Annotated in this window: 20 protein-coding genes and 1 pseudogene; 9 read left to right on the top strand and 12 right to left on the bottom strand. The window is 70.5% G+C overall.

The window, feature by feature from the left end:
- Positions 1-640 precede the first annotated feature (640 nt).
- The 4 genes from AB0K10_RS31355 (at position 641) to mshC (ending at position 4,218) form a co-directional block, all read left to right on the top strand.
- Positions 641-1,354, top strand: coding sequence for an MSMEG_4193 family putative phosphomutase (locus AB0K10_RS31355; RefSeq protein ID WP_363689532.1), 714 nt, complete (start codon positions 641-643; stop codon positions 1,352-1,354).
- 160 nt (positions 1,355-1,514) lie between these two features.
- On the top strand, positions 1,515-2,099 hold the full coding sequence (locus tag AB0K10_RS31350) for a DUF3090 domain-containing protein (protein WP_363689530.1): 585 nt from the start codon (positions 1,515-1,517) through the stop codon (positions 2,097-2,099).
- The gene (locus AB0K10_RS31345; RefSeq protein WP_363689528.1) at positions 2,096-2,914 is read left to right on the top strand and encodes an SCO1664 family protein; all 819 of its coding nucleotides are present in this window, start codon (positions 2,096-2,098) and stop codon (positions 2,912-2,914) included. The genes AB0K10_RS31350 and AB0K10_RS31345 overlap by 4 nt, the downstream gene beginning before the upstream one ends.
- Positions 2,915-2,979: 65 nt before the next feature.
- On the top strand, positions 2,980-4,218 hold the full coding sequence (gene mshC / locus AB0K10_RS31340) for a cysteine--1-D-myo-inosityl 2-amino-2-deoxy-alpha-D-glucopyranoside ligase (RefSeq protein ID WP_363689526.1): 1,239 nt from the start codon (positions 2,980-2,982) through the stop codon (positions 4,216-4,218).
- 123 nt (positions 4,219-4,341) lie between these two features.
- Here mshC and AB0K10_RS31335 read toward each other — a convergent pair whose 3' ends face one another.
- The 5 genes from AB0K10_RS31335 to AB0K10_RS31315 all read right to left on the bottom strand — a co-directional run bounded on the left by AB0K10_RS31335 (position 4,342) and on the right by AB0K10_RS31315 (position 8,841).
- Positions 4,342-5,520, bottom strand: coding sequence for an acetylhydrolase (locus AB0K10_RS31335; protein WP_363689524.1), 1,179 nt, complete (start codon positions 5,518-5,520; stop codon positions 4,342-4,344).
- A gap of 252 nt (positions 5,521-5,772) precedes the next feature.
- Positions 5,773-6,105, bottom strand: coding sequence for a transcriptional regulator (locus AB0K10_RS31330; RefSeq protein ID WP_363689522.1), 333 nt, complete (start codon positions 6,103-6,105; stop codon positions 5,773-5,775).
- Positions 6,102-6,836: a hypothetical protein gene (locus tag AB0K10_RS31325; protein ID WP_363689520.1), complete on the bottom strand. Its 735-nt coding sequence runs from the start codon at positions 6,834-6,836 to the stop codon at positions 6,102-6,104. Before AB0K10_RS31325 ends, AB0K10_RS31330 begins: the two co-directional genes overlap by 4 nt.
- A gap of 220 nt (positions 6,837-7,056) precedes the next feature.
- Entirely contained in the window at positions 7,057-7,848 is a 792-nt protein-coding gene (locus AB0K10_RS31320; RefSeq protein ID WP_363689518.1) for a GntR family transcriptional regulator, read from the bottom strand.
- 123 nt (positions 7,849-7,971) lie between these two features.
- Positions 7,972-8,841, bottom strand: a complete 870-nt coding sequence (locus tag AB0K10_RS31315) for a PAC2 family protein (RefSeq protein WP_007459801.1) — start codon at positions 8,839-8,841, stop codon at positions 7,972-7,974.
- Between the two features lie 262 nt (positions 8,842-9,103).
- Here AB0K10_RS31315 and metH point away from each other — a divergent pair, with 262 nt between their 5' ends.
- Positions 9,104-12,619 (top strand): methionine synthase, encoded by a 3,516-nt coding sequence (gene metH / locus AB0K10_RS31310; RefSeq protein WP_363689516.1) that lies wholly within the window; start codon positions 9,104-9,106, stop codon positions 12,617-12,619.
- Positions 12,620-12,779: 160 nt separating this feature from the next.
- Here metH and AB0K10_RS31305 read toward each other — a convergent pair whose 3' ends face one another.
- Positions 12,780-13,094 carry a hypothetical protein gene (locus AB0K10_RS31305; protein ID WP_363689515.1) on the bottom strand — a complete coding sequence of 105 codons (315 nt, stop codon included), beginning with the start codon at positions 13,092-13,094 and terminating at the stop codon, positions 12,780-12,782.
- A gap of 101 nt (positions 13,095-13,195) precedes the next feature.
- Between AB0K10_RS31305 and AB0K10_RS31300 the strand changes: the two genes are divergently transcribed.
- The gene (locus AB0K10_RS31300) at positions 13,196-13,675 is read left to right on the top strand and encodes a hypothetical protein (protein ID WP_363689514.1); all 480 of its coding nucleotides are present in this window, start codon (positions 13,196-13,198) and stop codon (positions 13,673-13,675) included.
- A gap of 91 nt (positions 13,676-13,766) precedes the next feature.
- On the opposite strand, the pseudogene AB0K10_RS31295 reads toward AB0K10_RS31300, so the two are convergent.
- The 5 genes and pseudogenes from AB0K10_RS31295 to AB0K10_RS31275 form a co-directional block, all read right to left on the bottom strand.
- Positions 13,767-14,141: pseudogene (locus AB0K10_RS31295) on the bottom strand (hypothetical protein); the annotation flags it as partial.
- 45 nt (positions 14,142-14,186) lie between these two features.
- Complete coding sequence (locus AB0K10_RS31290; protein ID WP_363689513.1) at positions 14,187-14,846, bottom strand: MSMEG_1061 family FMN-dependent PPOX-type flavoprotein; 660 nt, start codon at positions 14,844-14,846, stop codon at positions 14,187-14,189.
- Between the two features lie 56 nt (positions 14,847-14,902).
- On the bottom strand, positions 14,903-15,553 hold the full coding sequence (locus tag AB0K10_RS31285; RefSeq protein WP_363689512.1) for a VOC family protein: 651 nt from the start codon (positions 15,551-15,553) through the stop codon (positions 14,903-14,905).
- 109 nt (positions 15,554-15,662) lie between these two features.
- Positions 15,663-16,952 carry an MFS transporter gene (locus tag AB0K10_RS31280; protein WP_363689510.1) on the bottom strand — a complete coding sequence of 430 codons (1,290 nt, stop codon included), beginning with the start codon at positions 16,950-16,952 and terminating at the stop codon, positions 15,663-15,665.
- An 82-nt stretch (positions 16,953-17,034) separates the two neighbouring features.
- A complete protein-coding gene (locus tag AB0K10_RS31275; RefSeq protein ID WP_363689508.1) occupies positions 17,035-17,259 on the bottom strand; it encodes a hypothetical protein in 225 nt (74 codons plus the stop codon).
- 159 nt (positions 17,260-17,418) lie between these two features.
- Between AB0K10_RS31275 and AB0K10_RS31270 the strand changes: the two genes are divergently transcribed.
- Both AB0K10_RS31270 and AB0K10_RS31265 read left to right on the top strand, forming a co-directional pair.
- A complete protein-coding gene (locus AB0K10_RS31270) occupies positions 17,419-17,904 on the top strand; it encodes a hypothetical protein (RefSeq protein WP_363689506.1) in 486 nt (161 codons plus the stop codon).
- An 88-nt stretch (positions 17,905-17,992) separates the two neighbouring features.
- On the top strand, positions 17,993-18,433 hold the full coding sequence (locus AB0K10_RS31265; RefSeq protein ID WP_363689504.1) for a VOC family protein: 441 nt from the start codon (positions 17,993-17,995) through the stop codon (positions 18,431-18,433).
- 3 nt (positions 18,434-18,436) lie between these two features.
- Here AB0K10_RS31265 and AB0K10_RS31260 read toward each other — a convergent pair whose 3' ends face one another.
- Positions 18,437-18,931, bottom strand: coding sequence for a GNAT family N-acetyltransferase (locus AB0K10_RS31260; protein WP_363689502.1), 495 nt, complete (start codon positions 18,929-18,931; stop codon positions 18,437-18,439).
- 76 nt (positions 18,932-19,007) lie between these two features.
- Between AB0K10_RS31260 and AB0K10_RS31255 the strand changes: the two genes are divergently transcribed.
- Positions 19,008-19,436, top strand: a complete 429-nt coding sequence (locus AB0K10_RS31255) for a VOC family protein (protein ID WP_363689500.1) — start codon at positions 19,008-19,010, stop codon at positions 19,434-19,436.
- Positions 19,437-19,506: the final 70 nt, after the last annotated feature.

Genomic DNA, 19,506 nt, shown 5'->3' with positions numbered 1-19,506 from the left:
GAGGGGTAGCTCCTTCGGGGGTAGGAACACCCGCATCACCAGGGGGCGGTGACGGGGGTGTGAGCACCTCGTCCGGCGCTGCACAGTTCACGGGGAAAAGTCTCGGGCGGCGCCTGCGAGCGGGGCTTGCGGCACCGGGGGCGGCGGCCTGCGAGCGGGGGCTCGTGGCGCCGGGACCGTGTGTAACGACCGTCGGGCCGGGGTGATTCCCGGGGCCGGCCCGCCGGGGGATACCGGATCTAGCCGGAGCGCTCGGCGGGCCTGCGGTCGTTCGGGGATCTGCAACGACCCGACCGGGCCGGCCATTCCCACCCCCACGACGGGCGGCGGGCTGGCCGTGGTCCTGCGATCGTCAGGGTGTGTAACGACCCCCGGCCCGCCACGATTCCGCGCCACGGGTGCACCCGGTCACAGCTCAGACGCCCCATAGTCGGACAAAAGCCCCGCGCGGTGCATGTTCGGCGGCCTTCGTCGGGCGCTCACCGGGTGATCCACTCGGCTTCGGCGAAACCGGGCTGTCCGGGACGTACGGACACCCCGGTTTCAGTGAACGTGAGTCGATCACCCCGCCCCCCGCCGGACGCCGCACGATGGGCGGGCCGGAGCCCACGGCGGTCGGGGGTGCGGCGCAGGCCCTAGGGTGATCGGTGTGGCGACCCTTCTGCTTCTGCGACACGGCCGTACCACGGCGAACGCCGACGGCGGCCTGGCCGGTCGGCAGCCGGTCGAGCTGGACGACACCGGGCGTGCCCAGGCCACCGCGGTGGGCGAACGGCTGCGGGCGGTGCCGCTGGCCGCGGTCGTCACCAGCCCGCTGATCCGCTGCCGGCAGACCCTGGAGCTGGCGTTGCCGCAGGCCACGCCGGTCGTCGAGGACGGGCTGATCGAGTGCGACTACGGCAGCTGGGAGGGGCAGCCGCTGAAGAAGCTCGCCAAGGAGCCCCTCTGGCCGGTGGTTCAGCAGCACCCGAGCGCGGCGGTCTTCCCGCAGGGGGAGGCGATGGCGGCGATGGCGGCCCGTGCGGTGGCGGCGGTTCGCGCGTGGGACGCCCGGGTGAGCGCGGAGCACGGGTCCGAGGCGGTCTGGTTGGCGTGCAGCCACGGTGATGTGATCAAGGCCATCGTGGCGGACGCGCTCGGCGTACACCTGGATGCTTTTCAGCGGATCGTGGCCGACCCGGCGTCGGTGACGGCGATCCGGTTCACGCCGCTGCGACCGTTCCTGGTCCGGCTCAACGACACCGGCGGTGACCTCGCCGCGCTGGTCCCGGCGCCGCGCAAACGGCGGCGGCGGACGGCCCGGGCGGCCGACTCGGACGCCGCCGTCGGCGGCGGTGCGGGTGCGTCGCGGTGAGGCGTACCGGGACAACGCGCCGGGCCGCGGCGGCGTCGGCGAACGCCGGAAAGGCCGCCACGCCCGGGTGTGGCGCCCACTACACCGGGCGCGCCGCCCCTGCGGCGAATCGGGTCGGTGGGGTGCGCGACGCCCTGGCGGGCCGGATAGGGTCGTGGGTATGACCCACCAGGTGCACGCCTTCGAACCGCCGGAGCGGTTCGTCGCCGGGACTGTCGGGCCGCCGGGGGAGCGCACGTTCTTCCTGCAGGCCCGCGGCGGCGGCAGGCTGGTCAGCGTCGCGCTGGAGAAGGTCCAGGTCTCTCTGCTCGCCGAGAAGCTGGAGGAACTGCTCACCGAGGCGCAGCGTCGCTTCGGGGTCGACCTGCCCGAGCTGGCGCCGGTCATCGGCGACAACGAGCCGCTGGACACTCCTGTCGACGAGGAGTTCCGGGTCGGGACCCTCGGGCTGGCCTTCGACGTGGACACCGCGACCGTGGTGATCGAGGCGATCGCCGCCGGCGAGGTGGAGCCCGAGGTCGAGCTGGGCGACGAGGACGACGACGAGGCCGACGAGGACGAGGACGAGGAGCCCGACGAGGACCTGGACCGCCTGCGGGTCCGGCTCACCCCGCAGGCCACCCGCCAGTTCATCGAGCGGGCCCGGCGCGTCGTCAACGCGGGTCGGCCGCCGTGCCCCCTGTGCGGCCAGCCGCTGGATCCCGCCGGGCACCTGTGCCCGCGCCACAACGGTTACCACAGGTGACCTTGTCCGGCCTCGAACCTCTGCGCGACGGTGACGCCGCGCTGCGGCTGCTGCGCGACGGCACGCTCGACCTGGAGGGTCGGCTGGTCGACGCGTCGAACACCACCCTGCGGGGCATCCTGACCCTCGACGGCGTCACGGCCCGCTGTGTCTACAAGCCGGTGCGCGGGGAGCGCCCGCTGTGGGACTTCCCGGACGGCACCCTCGCCGGGCGGGAGGTGTCGGCGTTCCTGGTCTCCGCTGCCACCGGCTGGGGTCTGGTGCCGCCCACGGTGCTGCGCGACGGGCCGTTCGGTCCCGGCTCCTGCCAGCTCTGGATCGACGAGCCGGACGACGCCGAGCCGCTCGTCGGGTTCGTGCCGGCCGACGAGCTGCCGCCACGCTGGTTCCCCATCGCGGCGGCGCGGGACGACGACGGCGTCGCGTACGCCCTCGCGCACGCCGACGACCCCCGGCTGGCCCGCCTCGCGGTGCTCGACGCGGTGATCAACAACGCGGACCGCAAGGGCGGCCACGTGCTTGTCGGCGCGGACGACCGGATCTACGGCGTGGACCACGGGGTGAGCTTCCACGTCGAGAGCAAGCTGCGCACGGTGCTGTGGGGTTGGGCCGGTAAGCAGTTGCCGCCGGACGCCGTGGAGATGCTCGACGGGCTCGCCGGGGAGGTCGCCGGGGCGCTCGGGGACGAGCTGGCGGATCACCTGACGATCAGTGAGGTCGCCGAGTTGGCTGCCCGCATCGACGTCCTGCGGGAGACCGGTCGCTTCCCGCAGCCGCCGGAGGACTGGCCGGCGGTGCCCTGGCCGCCCATGTGAGCGCTGTCATCTTGATCACCCGTGGGGCGGCCCGGTGCCGCCTGAGGGCTGGTTAGGCTGAGGTCATGGAGTCTTGGGCGGGACACGAGGTGCCACGGCTGCCGGGCAGGGGCGAGCCGTTGGCGTTGTACGACTCGGCGCGGCAGGGTGTCCACCCGAGCGAGCCGGACGACGCGGGAAGCATGTACGTCTGCGGCATCACCCCGTACGACGCGACCCACCTCGGCCACGCCGCCACCATGATCACATTCGACCTGGTGCAGCGGATGTGGCGGGACGCCGGCCGTCCGGTGCGCTACGTGCAGAACGTCACCGACATCGACGACCCGCTGCTGGAGCGGGCCGCCCGCGACGGCGAGGACTGGGTGGTCCTGGCGATGCGGGAGACGGCGCTGTTCCGCGAGGACATGGAGGCGCTGCGGATCATCCCGCCGGAGCACTACGTGGGCGCCGTCGAGTCGATCCCGGACATCGCCGACAAGGTCGAGGTGCTGCTGAAGGACGGCGCCGCGTACCGGCTCGACGACGGCACCGGCGACGTCTACTTCGACATCTCCGCCACCGGCCGGTTCGGCTACGAGTCCAACCTGACCCGCGAGCAGATGCTGGAGATCTTCCCGGAGCGCGGCGGCGATCCGGACCGCGCCGGCAAGCGCGACCCGCTCGATCCGCTGCTGTGGCGGGGGGCCCGCGAGGGTGAGCCGTCCTGGCCGGGCGGGGAGCTGGGGCCGGGCCGACCGGGCTGGCACATCGAGTGCGCGGTCATCGCGTTGAACCTGCTCGGCGACCGGATCGACGTGCAGGGCGGCGGCAACGACCTGCTGTTTCCGCACCACGAGGCGTCCGCCGCGCACGCCGAGCGGTTGACCGGTCAGGCGCCGTTCGCCGAGCACTACGTACACGCCGGGATGATCGGCCTGGACGGCGAGAAGATGTCCAAGTCCCGCGGCAACCTGGTCTTCGTGTCCCGGCTGCGCGCCGACAAGGTCGACCCGATGGCGATCCGGCTGGCGTTGATCTCCGGGCACTACCGCGGTGACCGCACCTGGACCGGCGAGCTGCTCGTGGCCGCGCAGGAGCGCCTGGACCGCTGGCGGCGGGCCGCCGCCGCGCCCGCCGGGCCGTCCGGGGCCGAGCTGCTGGCCGGGGTACGCGAACGATTGGCCGACGACCTGGACACTCCGGGCGCCCTGGCCGTGGCGGACCGGTGGGCCGATGCGGCACTGTCAGGCGCTGCCGATGACGCTGGTGCCCCGGCGCTCTTCGCCCAGACGGTGGACGCCCTCCTGGGCGTCCGTCTCTAGCCCACCCGCTCCGCGGACGGCCGCACGCCGACCCGGGAGGTTGATCGACTCGGTTCCCGGGAAGTCGCGGCGTCCAACCGCGCGCGACGCACCGATTGCCCGGAAGCCGAGTCGATCAACGCGTCACGGAATGAACGCCACCTCGGGGAAGGCCCGGCTCGGGCCGCTCAGGAGGTGGCCGCCCCGGTGCCGCAGGTGCAGGTCGAAGAACGCCAGCGGGTACGCCTGCCCGATGCGGACCGCGCGGGCGGGGTCGAGATTGCCGATCAGGCCGACGAGTTCCTCGTCGCTCATCCCGATGACCCGTGCCAGTTGCGGAATCAGCCACTGGTTGTCGCCGTACGACGCGTGGATCGCTTCGGCGGCCTGGATGTTGAGCCGCCATCCGCGTAGGTGCGTGAAGAACTCGGCGACGGCGGGCTCCGCGGCCCGGGTGGACTCCGCCGTCATCAGCATGAACGGCCGGTACAGGTCGGCGGTGGGCATCGGCTGTGACACCATCGGGCCGTCCAGGCTCAGCCCCGCCCGGACACGTCGGTCGGTGCCCATGGTCAGGGCCGTCGCGGTGCCGCCCTTCGACCAGCCGAACATGCCGATCCGGCTCAGATCGAGGGCTGCGCCCAGCCCGGCCGGCAACGGCGTGCCGTCGACGTCGGGGTTGGCCCCGGCGGCCAGGTCGGCGATCTGGTCGAGGACGAATCGAACATCGCGGGTGTAGGTCCACGGCGTGGAGTCGAAGTCCTCCTCCTGGACGGTGACTCGGCCGTCGGGGAATTCGCTGAACCCGTCGTACGTGTGGTCCACCGTGACCACCACGTACCCGTGGCTGGCGAGTTCCTGCACCACGATTGTGGTGTCCGACCGGTGGCTGCCGGCGCCGTGCGAGTACAGCACCACCGGCAGCCGTCGGCCCGGGTGCCGCCGCAACACCGGCGCGCCCTCGTGCCCGGCGGTCAGTGGTGCCAGCACGGCGTCGGGGTCGAAGCCGGCGGAGCCCAGGAGCATGCGCATCGAGGCGGGGGTCATCCACGGGGCGCGTGGGTAGCGCCGCTCGTTGCGGGCGGGATACCAGACGCTGACCATCAGCTCCCGGAACCGCCCCGCTCCGGCCAGCGGTTCCGGCTGTGACCGGTCGACCAGGTGCAGCGGCACCGTGCCCACGGGGTACGGCCCGGTCGGCCGAGGCAGAGTGAGCCGGACCGGACCCGAATCGGCGGTGGCCGCCGTGGCGCGGCCGGCGATGCCGAGCGGTACGCCGACCCCCACCGCCAGCGCGGCTCCGACAAGGCCACGGCGCGTCATCCCCTGTGCACCACCAGGTTTCACGATTGGCATTGATCCTCCCCTGGGTTGCTCGACGGCGGAACCGAGCGTTCCGGCCATCGATATACTCGCAGTATATATACCGGGTGTATAGACGCAACGGTGGCGGCGCTCGTCGATGATGAAGACGTCAGGGCTCCGATGGTGGAGTCAGCGGGCCTGTCCGTGCCTGGGCGCGACGGACCCCCGTGCGGCACCGGATCCGGTCCGCGCACGTCGGCTGGCCGGCGGTCACTGGCCGTCGGCCGGCGCTGTCTCCGCTTGTTCGACCTGATGGATGAGTTGCTTGAGGTGGGCGACCTCATCGCGCAGCGCTGCCCTACCGGCAGCGGTGAGAGTCACCCAGGTGCGTGGGCGCTTGCCCTCGTAGCCCTTCTCGATCTGGACCAGTTCGGCCTTTTCCAGGACGGTCAGGTGCTGCCCGAGGTTGCCTGCGGTCAGCTGCAGGGTGGTGCGCAGGAAGCCGAACTCGACCTGGCGGGCTTGGTGAGCGATGGCCAGGATGCCCAGTCGGACGCGCTGGTGGACCACGTCGTCGAGACCGTTGGTGGGATGGTCGGTCATCGCCCCTGAACCTCGGTGGTCGGCTGGAGCAGGGCGAAGGCGGCACTGCCGAGCAGCAGCAGCGCCGCCGGGACGAGCAGGTGCGGCAGGAAGAACCACGGCGAGGTCGAGTGGATGACCTGGCCGCCCTGCACCATTACGATCGCCAGGTAAACGAGGCTGTACGCCAGCAGCGCCCAGTTGCGTTCGACCCGCGCGAGCACCAGCAGCGCCAGCGCGATGACCGCTGTGGGACTGGCCAGCCCGTTGATGAGCCACGCCGCCGGCCCAACCTCGATCTCGGCGGGGTCGGTGGAGAAGGGGTCGGCGGGGACGGGGATGAGCGGGTGGAACGTCAGCCAGACTGACACCGCCGCCATCAGAAGGGCCAACGCGACGCCGGCGACGACGTAGGGGCGGATCGGGGTGCCCACGCCACGCAGTCGGGACCGTCTCAGGTAGAAGCCTGCAATCGCCGCGTAGGCGAGCACCAGCGCGACCGTCCAGTACCCGAGCTGCGTCGGGTTGGGCCCGATGCAGGCCGTGTGCTGCGGGCTGGATCGGCAGGTGCCGAATACGTCGAGGTAGGGGGCGTACCGGTAGACGGGTATCGCGACCAGGGTGATCACTGCGAGGACGAGCAGCGGAAACCACGTGCCGCGCTGGGCGACACGGACCTGGCGGGTCAGGTCGCGCACGGCCGCCAACAGCTCGTGAGGCCCGTCCGCCTGGGGGACGGATTCGTGTGTCATGAAGTTAGCTTTGCATTACAGACCTATCCGCGCAAGAGAGCCTGACCGCAATTCACGGGCCGTGCCAACTGTGACCGCGCCGCCTACCGCGAACGCGAACCAGGTGAGACGCCTGTTCAACAGGCGGCCTGGCCACCGACTACGGTCGCCCGCAACCGCGTCGAGGCGCCGGATTGGCCACGCGCCACGCGCCCGACGGACATGATCGCCGAGCCGGAACCTAGCCCAGGACCAGGCCGGGGTCGGGATCGGCTTCCGGGGTGGGGGCAGGAATCTTGTACTCCTCGGTCAGGGTGGTCATCGGGCCGGGCCAGGTCGCCTGGGCCACCTCGATGGGTTTGCGGTTCGCGTCGTACGCGACGTGCAGCAGGTGCAGCACCGGGGTGTCCGGCCGGATCTGGAGGGTCTCCGCCTCCTCCCGGCTGGGCTGGCGGGCGCTGATCGTGTCGGTCGCCGAGGCGTACCGCCTGCCGGTGGCCTCCTCGGCCTCCTGGTAGAGCGGTCGGCCGAACGCCTCGGCGCGCTCCAGCGAGGTGCCTGCGGTGTCGGCGGGCAGGAACCAGGAGGCGCCGACCTCGACGGGGGAGTCGTCGGTGCGGACGAGGTGGCGGCGGCAGAGCAGGTCGGTGCCGTCGGCGACGCCGAACGCGTCGGCGACCTCGGCCGGGGCGGGGGAGCGGCCGACCGAGACGAGCTGCTGGCGGTACCGGGCGGCCAGGTCGGTGTGGTAGCCGCGGAAACCGCCGTACCGGCCCCGGGAGAGCCGGTTGAGTCGGCGCCGGGTGCCCCGGACGTACGTACCGGAGCCGGGTTTGGTGATCAGGATGCCCTCGACCCGCAGCTGGTCGACGGCGCGCTGCACGGTCTGCTTGGCGACGCCGAACATCTCGGCGATGGCCGGGATGGACGGCAGTCGTTCGCCCGGTCCCCAGTCCCCGCGACGGACCTGGGCCTTGAGCTGAGCGGCGATCTGCCGGTGGGGGAACTCGGCCGCGCCGGGGTTGATCTGCACACCCGCCTCCTTGATCACATCTAGGTTCCTAGGATGCCCTAGAGGGTGTGACGCCGCCACCCCGGACACGCGAAAACGGGCCCTCGGACCACAAAAGGTCCGAGGGCCCGCGGCGAAACAGGGCTACCAGGAGCCGGCGGTGGGGCCGGCCGAGCCGCCCCGACGCCGGAGGTACTTCTCGAACTCCTGGGCGATCTCGTCACCGGTCAACGGGGTGATGCCCTCGTCGCCGACGCGTTCCTCCAGCTCACGGACGTACTCACCCAGCTCGGCGTCCTGCTCGGCGGCGCTGCGCACCCGCTGCTCCCACTCGGCGGACTCCTCGGCCAGGTCGGCCATCGGCACCGGGAGGTCGACGACCTCCTCGACCCGGTGCAGCAGCGCGAGGGTCGCCTTGGGGCAGGGCGGATTGTTGGCGTAGTGCGGCACGTGCACCCAGAACGACACGGCGTCGACCTCGGCGCGGGCGCAGGCGTCGTGCAGCACGCCGACGATGCCTGTCGGCCCGTCGTAGCGGGTCGGGGTGAGTTGGTAGCGCTCCGCGGCCTGCGCGTCGGAGGCGCTGCCGCTGATCGGCAACGGCCGGGTGTACGGCACGTCGGCCAGCAACGCGCCGAGCAGCACCACCCGTTCCACCTCCAGGCTGTGGCAGATCTCCAGCACCTGCTCGCAGAACGTCCGCCACCGCATGCTCGGCTCGATGCCCCGGATCAGCACCACGTCGCGCTCGGTGCCCTCGGGGCTCGCCACCATGAACCGGGTCGTCGGCCACTCCACCCGGCGGGTCTCCCCGTCGGCCATGGTGATGGTGGGCCGGCTGACCTGGAAGTCGTAGAAGTCCTCCGGATCCAGCTCGGCGATCTGCCGCGCGTTCCAGACCTGCTCCAGGTGCTCGACGGCCGCGGTGGACGCGTCGGCGGCGTCGTTCCAGCCCTCGAATGCGGCAATGGCCACGGGGGACCGCAGTACCGGCAGTCCGTCGAACTCGGTCACGCCGTCACCTCACCCTGCTCGTCGCGGCCGACACCGGGACCGCGCCCGGTCGTCGGGCCGTGGTGCACGGTGGCGTCCCTGTTGTCCTTCACGTCCGCCAGCCTACGTGCCGGGCAGGGATGCGGCCCGTCGGCCGCGCCGGTCCGCTCGGTCCACCACTGGGCATACGGCAGCGAACCGGACAGCGTGATCCGCCCGACACAATATGGGATCGGGCCCGGACGGCGCTCGGGTTCCGGCAGGACGGCACTAACCTGAACGGGTGCGGACTTCGTTGCTGGATGTGCTGGCCGATCGGATCCTCATCGCCGACGGGGCGATGGGCACGATGTTGCAGGCCGCTGACCTCACGCTCGACGACTTCGACGGCCTCGAAGGGTGCAACGAGATCCTCAACGTCACCCGTCCGGACGTGGTGCGGGGGGTGCACGACGCCTACCTGACCGCCGGCGCGGACTGCGTGGAGACCAACACCTTCGGCGCCAACCTCGCCAACCTCGCCGAGTACGACATCCCGCAGCGCATCCGGGAGTTGTCCGAGGCCGGCGCCCGGATCGCCAGGCAGGCCGCCGACGCGGCCAGCACCCCGCAGCGGCCCCGCTTCGTGCTCGGCTCGATCGGCCCGGGCACCAAGTTGCCCACCCTCGGGCACGCCCCCTACGCGACCCTGCGCGACGCGTACCAGGAGAACGCCGCCGGTCTGATCGTCGGTGGCGCGGACGCGTTGATCATCGAGACCTGCCAGGACCTGCTCCAGGTCAAGGCGGCGGTGGTCGGGTCGAAGCGGGCGATGACCGAGCTGGGCCAGTCCGTGCCGATCATCTGCCACGTGGCGGTGGAGACCACCGGCACGATGCTGGTCGGCAGCGAGATCGGAGCGGCCCTCGCCGCCATCGAGCCGCTCGGCGTGGACCTGATCGGGCTCAACTGCTCCACCGGCCCGGCCGAGATGAGCGAGCACCTCCGCTACCTGTCGCAGCACTCCCGCATCCCGCTGTCGGTGATGCCGAACGCCGGCCTGCCGGTGCTGACCGCCGACGGGGCGTACTTCCCGCTGACTCCCGTGGAGCTGGCCGAGGCCCTGGAACGCTTCATCACCGAGTACGGCGTGGGGCTGGTCGGGGGCTGCTGCGGCACGACCCCGGAGCACATCCGGGTGCTGTCCGAGCGGCTGCACGGCGTCACCGCCCCGGCGCGCGAGCCGCGGCACGAGGCGGGTGTCTCGTCGGTCTACCACCCGGTGCCGTTCGCCCAGGACGCGTCGGTGCTGATGGTGGGCGAGCGGACCAACGCCAACGGCTCCAAGGCGTTCCGGGAGGCGATGCTCGCCGGTGACTTCCGCGCCTGCGTGGAAATCGCCCGCAGCCAGGCCCGCGACGGCTCGCACCTGCTCGACCTGTGCGTGGACTACGTCGGCCGCGACGGCACGCAGGACATGCGCGAGTTGGCCGGCCGGTTCGCCACCGCGTCGACGCTGCCGATCATGCTGGACTCCACCGAGCCGAACGTGGTGGAGGCCGGGCTGGAGATGCTCGGCGGCCGGTGCGTGGTCAACTCGGTGAACTTCGAGGACGGCGACGGCCCCGACTCCCGGTACGCGCGGGTCATGCCTGTCGTGCGCGAGCACGGCGCGGCCGTGGTGGCGCTGCTAATCGACGAGGAGGGGCAGGCCCGTACCCAGGAGTGGAAGGTTCGGGTCGCGGCGCGGCTGATCGACGACCTGACCGGCCGGTGGGGCATGGACCGCTCCGACATCCTGATCGACGCGCTGACCTTCCCGATCGCCACCGGTCAGGAGGAGACCCGCCGCGACGGCATCGAGACGATCGAGGCGATCCGCGAGATCGCCCGCCGCTACCCGGGCGTCAACTTCACCCTGGGCATCTCGAACATCTCGTTCGGGCTCAACCCGGCGGCCCGGCAGGTGCTCAACTCGGTGTTCCTGCACGAGTGCGTCCAGGCCGGCCTGACCTCGGCCATCGTGCACGCCAGCAAGATCCTGCCGATGTCGAAGATCCCCGACGAGCAGCGCGAGGTCGCCCTCGACCTGGTCTACGACAGGCGCCGCGAGGGCTACGACCCGGTGCAGCGCTTCCTGGAGCTCTTCGAGGGTGTCGACGTGACGAGCGCGCGCGCCACCCGTGCGCAGGAGTTGGCGGCGCTGCCGCTGGACGAGCGACTCAAGCGGCGCATCGTCGACGGTGAGCGCAACGGCCTGGAGGCCGACCTGGACGAGGCGATGGCCGGTGGCCGCTCCCCGCTGTCGATCATCAACGACATCCTGCTGGACGGCATGAAGGTCGTCGGCGAGCTGTTCGGCTCCGGGCAGATGCAGCTGCCGTTCGTGCTCCAGTCCGCCGAGGTGATGAAGACCGCGGTGGCGTACCTGGAGCCGCACATGGAGGCCACCGAGGACGGCGGCAAGGGTCGCATCGTGCTGGCCACCGTGCGCGGCGACGTGCACGACATCGGCAAGAACCTCGTCGACATCATCCTGTCCAACAACGGCTACGAGGTCGTCAACATCGGCATCAAGCAGCCGATCAGCGCCATCCTGGACGCCGCCGAGCAGCACCGCGCCGACGCGATCGGCATGTCCGGGCTGCTGGTCAAGAGCACCGTCATCATGAAGGAGAACCTGGCCGAGATGGCCACGCGCGGCGTCGCGGAGCGCTGGCCTGTGCTGCTGGGTGGGGCGGCGCTCACCCGGGCGTACGTCGAGGACGACCTGCGGTCGATGTTCCCGGGCCAGGTGCACTACGCGCGGGACGCGTTCGAGGGGCTGTCCCTCATGGACAAGGTGATGACCGCCAAGCGTGGCGGCGCGCCGGTCATCGACCCGGAGCGGGAGGCGGCCCTCGCGGCCCGGCGAGCGCGCCGCGAGCGCCAGCGTTCGGTGGTCACCGAGTCGCTGCCGGAGCTGCACGACTCGTCGGTACGCTCCGACGTGGCCGCCGACGTGGCCGTGCCCACCCCGCCGTTCTTCGGCACCCGCGTGGTCAAGGGCGTGCCGATGGCCGACTACGCGGCGCTGCTCGACGAGCGGGCGACCTTCCGAGGGCAGTGGGGCTTGAACGGCGCCCGGGGAGGCAACGGCCCGTCCTACGACGAGCTGGTCGAGACCGAGGGCCGCCCGCGCCTGCGTTACTGGCTCGACCGGCTGATCGCCGACCAGGTCCTTGAGGCAGCCGTGGTGTACGGCTACTTCCCCGCGTACTCCGAAGGTAATGACCTGGTGGTGCTCGACGAGAACGGGCACGCGGAGCGCGCCCGGTTCTCGTTCCCCCGCCAGCGCCAGGAGCGTCGGCTCTGCCTGGCCGACTTCTTCAAGCCCAAGGGCGACCAGCTCGATGTGGTCGCGCTGCAACTGGTCACCGTCGGTCAACCCGTCAGCGAGTACGCGGCGAAGCTGTTCGCCCGCAACGAGTACCGCGACTACCTGGAGGTGCACGGGCTGTCCGTGCAGCTCACCGAGGCCCTCGCGGAGTACTGGCACCGGCGCATCCGTGCCGAGCTGACCCTGCCCGACGGGCGTCCGCTGGGCCACGACGACCCGACGGACCTGGCGGGCATCCTGCGCAACGACTACCGGGGCTGCCGGTACGCGTTCGGCTACCCGGCCTGCCCCGACCTGGAGGACCGGGCGAAGATCGTGGACCTGCTGGGGTCCGAGCGGATCGGCGTGGAGCTGTCCGAGGAGTTCCAGCTGATGCCGGAGCAGGCCACCGACGCCATCGTGGTCCACCACCCGGAGGCGAGCTACTTCAACGCCAAGTGACGGGCGCACGGTCGCTGAGCCGCAATTACGGTCGTCCCGCGGCCACGGGTAACACGATCAGTCGTCAATGGGTTCCGGGCCGTCATTGGTGACCTAGCCCTCGCCGAACGCCGTGTCGATGGCTCGGCGCGTCCGGATCTTGTCTCTTCGCCCTTGTCGTTCAGTCTGGCTCCTGTAGATGCTGTTCGAGGTCGCGGAGGGTGTCGTAGAACTCGGCCTTCGGCCAAGGCGGTGTTTCGGCTGCGCCTTTCCAGGTGAGGTGGATGAGTGCGCAGCGTCCGGCTGGAAGTTCGACGACGATGTCGTCCGAGACCTCGGACCTGGCGATGACCTTGGTGGGTTGGTCATGGAGAAGATGTCCCGCAGCCAGCTCGGTGAGGAGTTCGGCTTGCAGGGTCTGCTGTAGTTGGCGTTCGGCGGGGCCGCCTTGGCGTAGGTCCCACCATGGGTCGCTGAAGACGGGTCGCTCATCCACTGCCTCATCCTCGCTCAGGTCGTGGGGATAAGGGTTTGACGGTCGACAGTGACGCGGGGCCGCCCCGTCGGGCAGGATTCCGGCGGGTGTAGAACGGGAGCGTGGAGATCGCGCAGCTCAGCCAGGCGTTGGATGACATCTTCGACGGCGCTGTCGTACAGCACGGGTACACCGACTACATCCGCGACTACGAAGTCATTGTCTACGTCACCGCAGACCCGCGTTCCGGCATCCCACCGGTCCATCTTCGTTACCTCTTCAAGTACTGCGTCTCCGCCGAGGTGCGGACGGTAGTGGGTCCCGACATCTGGCGTCGTTCGCTCGACGACCGGCTGACGGACCGGGAGATTGGTCCGGACCTGGACGGCTTCGTTTGGGCGGTGCGCTGGCAGTCGCTCTACCCAGGCGCCGAGGTGGTGGCCGACTCCGAGCGTGGGAGGTCCTGGGCTGACAGGATCGGCATCCCCTTTCACGAGGTCCGCTTCGAGATGAACGCTCACGTCCTCACTCTCGTCTTCAGCGACCTTGAGGTGACGGAGGTGGGGGAGGGCTACACGCCCTTCATCGTCACCGAGGACTGATACAAAGGTCCCCTCGACTCGGGATGCGATGAGGCGTTCTGGCGCGCGAAGTGGTCAAGATGGACTTGACGCGGTAGGTGTGGCGGTTCGCTCACCGGGGCGGATCGGTGTCAACGAACTCGACGTCCAGCAGATCGGCTGCTTCCTCGACGGTGGCCACGAGCTCGTCCGGTGAGACTCTGGCGACGAAGACCTTGCCCAGGTCATCCGGGAAGGGATGGTCTGGCCGCCAGAACGCGAAGACGATCACCAAATCGTCGTCCAGGTAGGCGTACGTGGAGACGTTGTCGACGGTCTCACCCCACTGCATGAACCAGAACTGCTCCCGGAACTCCGTGTCGTCCGCGTGGAGCAGCCGGAAGATCTCCTCCGGTGTGCGGTCCGGGAAGGGACAGGGCCTGACGGCCCGTCGGCGCACCTGCGCCGCGCTCGACCGCATGGCGTTGATGAAGAACGGGAGGAAGGCGAGGCGGCGATCCCTGGAGTGCCCGTGCCGCAAACGCCAGCCCCGTCACTCGTACCGGTACTTCAGCGAGTCCGCCTCCGCCTGTTCGATGTCGGCGATCGTCAGCTCCGGCATCCGTAGCTGTGCCAGCGTCACCTCGGCCGAGGTCGGCTGGGCGTCCGCCGACAGCCACCGCTCCGGGTCCCAGACTCCGGTGCGCAGGAGCGACTTGGGGCAGTGCGGGTAGACCTCCTCGATTCCCACCACCAGCGCACTGGCCGGCGGCTTGCCCACGGCGGTCAACTGCGACAGCAGGTCGGGGCGGGTGGAGACGCAGGCCCGGCCGTTCACCCTCAGTGTCGTGGTGCGCCCCGGAATGAGGAACAGCAGCCCGGCCCGTCCGGTGGCGATGACGTTCTGCAGGGTGTCCAGGCGCTTGTTGCCCGTCGCATCCGGGATCGCCACCGTCCGCGCGTCCAGGACGGCGACGAACCCGGCGGGGCCGCCGCGCGGGGAGACGTCGCAGTTGCCCTCGGCGTCCACGCTGGCGACCAGGACCAACGACGAGCAGCCGATCAACCGTCGGGTCTGGTCCGTGAGTTCGGTCATCTGTTTCCGCACGGCCGCCTCGCCGGGGAGCTCATAGGCCCGGCGTAGCGTTTCCTGGTCGGGCACCGCGTCGAGGCGCAGCGAGTCGAAGGCGGTGGTGGTAGGGGCTGGCGTCATGCCGCCGACCCTAATGGGGCGCACAGCAGCCGTGGGGGGACCACGATGGCCGCGGTTCAGAGCGTCCCGGACGCTCCGGCATCGCGGCCGACCCAGGTGGCGACGCACACCTCGTTGCCCTCGGCGTCGGCCAGCACCCACCACATCGGCGCGTACGCGTCGGACACCAACCGGCCGCCGGCGGCCAGGGCGGCGGCGATGCGCGCCTCGGCCTGGTCGTGCGGGACGGCGACATCGAGATGCATGCGGTTGCGGTGCGAGCGCCGTACGTCCATCTGCTGCAACCCGAAGCCGGGGCCGCGACGCGACGGGTCGTAGAGGTAGTCGTCGCCGATTGGGGAGTAGCCGAGCACCGCACGCCAGAAGGGCAGCACATCCGCGCCGACGAGCGCGTCAAGCGTGACGTTGATGACCTGCACGGCGGTCGGGTCGGCGGAGAGCCCCCGTTCCCGCGCGGCCGCCGAGATCCGCCGGGCCAGCCCGGCATCGCGCCGGGACAGGGACACCGTGACGCCGGCGTCACGTAGGTCGATGGTCAGAATCCGCTGCTCGGCCTGGTCGGCGAGCCGGCCGATCGCATCGGCGAAAGCGATGCCGTCGGTCAACGAGCGAGTGGGGAAGTGGGCGGAAACCAGGTGATACAGAGAGCGCCAGTCCTCCACACCCTCGGCCGCGTGAAACTCCCTCGCTGTGATCTGCCGACTCATGCCGGCGAACCTAACATCGGACGTCCCGGCCGGGGTCCCGGACGCCCACCGCCGGCGACCTGCAGCCTGTCCTGGTTGTTCCTGGGACGGCGTTGGCCGGCTCGCGGCCCTAGGTTCCGCTGCCGACGAGCGCGGCCTCCGCTGACTCTGGGCGCGTTCGCTCGCCCCACCGGACGACCGCTGGGACGGCGAGCCCTACGGCGACGAAGATGCCGCCCATCAACAGCCAGCCGGGAGCCCCCCAGACGATGCAGAGCACGCCCAATATGGAAGGGGCGGCGACGTTGGCCAGGCCCGTGCCGAGCCCGGATACTCCCGTGTACTGGCCCTGCGCGTGCGCGGGGGCGAGTCGGAACTGCAGCTCGAGTGACCCCGCTGCGTGCCACAACTCGCCGACGGTGTGCGCGGCGACCCCCAGCGTTATCACCGTGACGGCGAGCCATCCGGGCATCGTCGACGTGGCGGCGATCAGGGCCATCCCGACCAGGAACGCCACGCCGGAGCGGCGCATCGCCCGCCCCGCCGCTGGACTGGTGTCGATCCCCCGGCTCGCTCTGACCTGAAGCGCCGCCACGAGGGCGGTGTTGACCAGCACGGCCACCCCGACGAACCAGCGCGGAGCATGCGTCTGCGAGATGATCCACACCGGCAGCGCGAAGACCAGTACCTGGCCCTGAATTCCCAGGATGGCGTCGAGCACGGTGACCGCCAGGAAGGGCTTGTCCCTCAGTGCAATCCAGCGCCCGGTCATCCGGGGGACTGGAACAGGCGGCAGCGAGGGCAGCCGGGTGATGATGGCGGCGCATGCCACGAAGCTGATGGCGTTGCCGACGACCAGGGCGAGGTAGGCCGCTCGGGTGTCCAGTTGCACCGCAGCGCCGGCGGCGAGGGCGCCGCAACATCCGGCGAGGTTGGCGACCGAACGCAGATAGGCCCGGTACCGGGCCAGGTGCGTGCCCGCGTAGCCACGCACCAGCGGACCGCGAGACGCTCCGCCGGCTGAGTGGGCGAGCTGGGTCAGACAAACCAGGACGACGAAGAGCCAGAACGTGTGCACGAATGCCAGAGCGGCCATGGTGGTGGCTCGAACGATCAGCGTCAGCAGGTAGATCTCGCGTGGCCCCCGCCGATCGGCGAGATGTCCCACCGGGACTCCGGCGAGCATTCCGGCCAGCGCTGCGATGCCCATGCCCAGAGCGACCTCGGCAAGGGGAAGCCCGACGGACCGGGTGAAGAAGAGCACGGCACTGGCCATGAAGATGCCACTTCCGAGCATGTTGACGAAGGTCGCGAAGGCCAGCACGCGCCGAGGGCCGCTCGCGGGAATGAGTCCTCGGGCAACCAGCCATGAGCTGTTGGACGGCGGCGGGGTGGCAATGGGCGATTTCGCTGCCTGCACGTGACGAACCTTCCGTCGGGGATCGTGGGCTCGTGGCAGGGCTGCAACCTGCCGAGAGCTGCTACACGAGGCTGGCCAACCGCTAGCTCACCCAGTGCGTGATCGACCGGAGCGGCGAGAAGTGGAAGGCCGCCGCGCCGATGTGGTCCACATCGAGTGCGACCGTCCGGCGCAGCACTCCGACGACCGGCACGGGGTCGCTCGCCGCGTTGTCGTCACCCGCCGGGCGCATCGCGCCGAATCCGATCCGGTTGACGCTCGGGCCGCCGGGTGTCCAGGCACCCGCAGCAATCACGTTCGTGGGCATTGGGCGAACGTAGTCACCACCGCTGACCTGCGCAGTCGGTTGTCCGCCCGATACCGATCGCGCTAAATCGCTGTTAGGTTATCTATCGTGGGAAGCGCTCCGCCGGCAGCGCGATGACAGCTCTCGCGCGCTAATCAGGTGGGCTCGTAGGATCTGCTGATGATCGAACCTGCGCCGGTGACCCGGTCGTCGCTGCGCCACGTCTCGCCGATAGCGGCGCCGATGCCGTTGGCGGTGCTTCCAGCCCGAACCTGGTCCGACGAGCAGTGGAAACGGATCACGCTCGGTTACCGGGCTCGCGACATGGACGAGAAGTGGAACGTGTTCGTTGAGGACGAGGTCGTGTTCCTGCATCGCAGCTGGACCGGCAACGGAATCTACGAAGCGTCCTTCTCACCCGTACCTGGCGAGGGCTGGCGCATCTCCACCGTGGTGGTGGAGTCCGATCCGTCGCGTTACCGCCGCCGCTCGGACCAGTACGACAGCCTGCTGGTCGATTTGGTGCTCAGCGGAATCGTGCTCGGTGAGCCCGTCGTTGATCTACGCGCCGAGCTGGTGGCGCTGACAACGCAGGGGTCTGGACGCACCGATCTGCCCGCAGGCGTCATCGAACACAGCGCGCTCGGGCTGAGGTCAGCCCAATAGCCAACGCTTTGTGTCGAGAACGCGTCGGTGGCTCCGTCTCAGGGGAGGATGCGACCACGGCGGCCGCAGCAGAGCGAGGAGATCTCCCATGGCGATCCAGCGGATGGACAACGTCCTCATTGTTGTCAACGACCTTGACGCGGTCATCGCGTTCTTCGTGGAACTCGGCATGGAACTGGAGGGCAGGGGGCCGGTGGAGGGGCGGTGGGTGGAGCGTGTCATCGGCCTCGACGACGTCCGCCAGGAGGTCGCGATGCTGCGGACGCCGGACGGTCACGGCAAGGTCGAGCTGGCGATGTTCCACACGCCGAAGGCGATCAGCCACGAACCGGAGAACGCCCCGACGAACACCCTGGGGATTCGGCGGATCATGTTCGCCGTCGACGACATCGAGGACGTCGTCGCCCGGCTGCGTGCCCACGGGGCCGAACTCGTCGGGGAGGTGGAGCGCTACGAGGACATCTTCCTGCTCTGCTACCTGCGCGGCCCGGAGGGCATCATCGTCGGACTGGCCCAGCAGCTCACCTGAGCGTCAGGCCCCGATGTCGGCGACCATCGTGTCCGCGTCCGTGAACGACTCGACAGCGCGAAACCCTTCGGCGGCATAGAGGCGGGCGGCGGCGTTCGCCCGCTCGACGCTCAGCGACACGCTACGGATGCCGCGTTCCCGTGCGCTGTCCAGGACGGCGCGCAGCAGCGCCCGGCCCACACCCCGACCCCGCCAGGCGTCCACCACGCCGATGGTCAACTCTGGCACGTCGTCACCGACGTACCCGTAGCCGGGATCGTCGGCGGTGAGGTAGCGGAACCAGGCCGCGCCGACCGGCCGACCGTCCGGGCCCACCGCGACCACGCCGAGGTCGGTGGGCCGCATCCACTCCGCCACGTAGTGGGCCAGCGCGGGATCGGCCAGGATCCGCTCGCGAGGCCAGTTGCGCTCGGGCAGCCAGTTCACGGCCTCGACGAGCATGTCCACCAGGAAGTCGGCGTCGGCCGAGGTGGCCGCGCGGATGGCGAAGTCGGTCACCGCGCAAGCCTCGCACAGCCGAGCGGATGCGAGAGCCGGCCGGCGCCACCACAATGGGCGCCGGAGGTGATCGAGGATGGTCGACCAGGAGAGCGTGCCCAAGCTGTGCCAGGTGGTGCTCGACTGCACCGACGCCCGGTCGCTGGCGGAGTTCTACCGGCAGCTGCTGGGTCTGGTCTACCGGCCCGGCGACGAGCCGCCAGCGCCGGGGCAGGATGATCAGCGCGGGCGCGACTGGTTGGTGCTCAGGACCCCCGAGGGCGCGTCCCAGATGGCGTTTCAGCAGGTGGATCACCTACCTGAGACGACCTGGCCGGACAACACGGTGCCCCAACAACTGCACCTGGACCTGACCGTGGAATCCGTCGAGGAGTTGCTCGTCCAGCACGAGCGGGTCCTGCGCCTCGGTGGTCGGTTGCGCTACGACCGTATCGACGACCCCGACGAGCCACTGCGGGTGTACGCCGACCTGGCCGGGCACCCCTTCTGCGTCTTCGTCGGCTGAGCGACGGTGCCTGCGCGGCGCCGAGGGCGGCGGGCCCGGCACACGCTGCCGTGCGCCGGCAGCGCACGGG

The sequence above is a fragment of the Micromonospora sp. NPDC049274 genome (assembly GCF_040678875.1).
Lineage (GTDB): Bacteria > Actinomycetota > Actinomycetes > Mycobacteriales > Micromonosporaceae > Micromonospora.
This window is presented reverse-complemented; position numbering and strand designations above follow the sequence as displayed.

What these genes read in the sequence shown, in the direction of transcription:
- AB0K10_RS31290 (WP_363689513.1), bottom strand. Translation starts at nt 14,846, where the DNA reads ATGACGCCAGCCCCTACCACCACCGCCTTCGACTCGCTGCGCCTCGAC.
- AB0K10_RS31335 (WP_363689524.1), bottom strand. Translation starts at nt 5,520, where the DNA reads ATGACGCGCCGTGGCCTTGTCGGAGCCGCGCTGGCGGTGGGGGTCGGC.
- AB0K10_RS31275 (WP_363689508.1), bottom strand. Translation starts at nt 17,259, where the DNA reads ATGCCCACGAACGTGATTGCTGCGGGTGCCTGGACACCCGGCGGCCCG.
- AB0K10_RS31350 (WP_363689530.1), top strand. Translation starts at nt 1,515, where the DNA reads ATGACCCACCAGGTGCACGCCTTCGAACCGCCGGAGCGGTTCGTCGCC.
- AB0K10_RS31330 (WP_363689522.1), bottom strand. Translation starts at nt 6,105, where the DNA reads ATGACCGACCATCCCACCAACGGTCTCGACGACGTGGTCCACCAGCGC.
- AB0K10_RS31270 (WP_363689506.1), top strand. Translation starts at nt 17,419, where the DNA reads ATGATCGAACCTGCGCCGGTGACCCGGTCGTCGCTGCGCCACGTCTCG.
- AB0K10_RS31265 (WP_363689504.1), top strand. Translation starts at nt 17,993, where the DNA reads ATGGCGATCCAGCGGATGGACAACGTCCTCATTGTTGTCAACGACCTT.
- mshC (WP_363689526.1), top strand. Translation starts at nt 2,980, where the DNA reads ATGGAGTCTTGGGCGGGACACGAGGTGCCACGGCTGCCGGGCAGGGGC.
- AB0K10_RS31255 (WP_363689500.1), top strand. Translation starts at nt 19,008, where the DNA reads ATGGTCGACCAGGAGAGCGTGCCCAAGCTGTGCCAGGTGGTGCTCGAC.
- AB0K10_RS31325 (WP_363689520.1), bottom strand. Translation starts at nt 6,836, where the DNA reads ATGACACACGAATCCGTCCCCCAGGCGGACGGGCCTCACGAGCTGTTG.
- AB0K10_RS31285 (WP_363689512.1), bottom strand. Translation starts at nt 15,553, where the DNA reads ATGAGTCGGCAGATCACAGCGAGGGAGTTTCACGCGGCCGAGGGTGTG.